The organism is Acinetobacter sp. YH12040, from assembly GCF_013420005.1.
Taxonomy (GTDB): Bacteria; Pseudomonadota; Gammaproteobacteria; order Pseudomonadales; family Moraxellaceae; genus Acinetobacter; species Acinetobacter amyesii.
In genome coordinates, this window is record NZ_VOZB01000037.1 from 1 (window position 1) to 1315 (window position 1315).

The following is a 1315-nucleotide window of genomic DNA, read 5'->3' on the forward strand; positions in this document are numbered from 1 at the left end:
CCCCTTTTTTTTTAAGTTTTTGACTTAGTGATTAGTATCATTATGGTGAGAGTTGAGCAGATAGAAGGGAATACTCACCCTAAAGCACCTATAAAGGCACTTTAGGAGTATTTCCCTCTGGAGCATCACTACGGAGCCGAGCGTCGCTTCAATCGGAGTGCATCACGGTATAACGCTGCACCTGTCTTAATTACGGCTTATAACACCGCCTGAACGCATTTAAGACCGCTTATATTGCCATTTGTACATCGCAAGGGCGGAACGCCCAATATACTCACGTACGGCTCAAAACTACTCATGCTGCTGCCTGCTTTGTTCAGATCCCCCAGTAACAGGCTAAAAATCACCGCTTAAATGCTGTCGTCACTAATCCTGCCACCCATTTAAACGGACGGAATTAATTACTAGAGCAGTTTTAAAAACGAAAGGGATTTATTTTAAATCTTGTGTGGTTATAATCTCTTTACCGCACGGGGATTTTATCCTGATTTTATCTAGTGCTTGTGACACAGATAACTTTCGTTATTAATTCCGCCAAGAATTAATAACCGTGCTTAGAATATATTTGATATATTGTTTTTATGCAAACCGAGAAAGCATATCCAGCCTGTCATTAGACAGGTTTTTTTTTGCCTGTTTCTTGAGAAACGCGGAAGCGTGCATTCCTGATAAAAATTACAGAACGAGTGTCTACGAGTGAACTGACGCAATAAACTACGAAAACACCTTTTTCCCTGATTACAAGCTCCCTGTTGACCTAGATCGGTAAGAATTAGCAAATGCGACACGATAGCAATAAAAAAGCAGCAAAATAGGCGCAAACGCCGAGGAGCCATCGACGAGGCTCCTGCGCCTTGAGTGCTGCATACAGATATGCTATTTTCGCTTTACCCAATTAGCACACATTTTCCCGAAAACAGCTCCTACTTAGGGGCTTTTTTATTGGTCTCTTGGTATATTGACGAAATCTCACGTAATCCTTGTATAGCAAGGCTTTCAGACGATCTCTAGTTCTAGCAGATCAGACAACAAATATAATTCTTTCTCATCAATTGAAATCTGATTTTGACCATTTAAAGACAATAAAACTTCTGTGACCTTTCCTTGTTCTTCAAAGAAATGACCATTCTCTGTATGTACGAATTTTACTGTTTTACCTAAAAGCTCTATGACTTGTTTCACTTCAAACCCCTTTTTTTTTAAGTTTTTGACTTAGTGATTAGTATCATTATGGTGAGAGTTGAGCAGATAGAAGGGAATACTCACCCTAAAGCACCTATAAAGGCACTTTAGGAGTATTTCCCTCTGGAGCATC

General features: G+C 39.9%; 1 protein-coding gene. It reads right to left on the bottom strand.

All coding sequences use genetic code 11. The annotated features are described in order from the left end of the window. Positions 1 to 996 precede the first annotated feature (996 nt). Positions 997 to 1182: a hypothetical protein gene (locus tag FTT99_RS16325; protein WP_180159886.1), complete on the bottom strand. Its 186-nt coding sequence runs from the start codon at positions 1180 to 1182 to the stop codon at positions 997 to 999. Positions 1183 to 1315 lie beyond the last annotated feature (133 nt).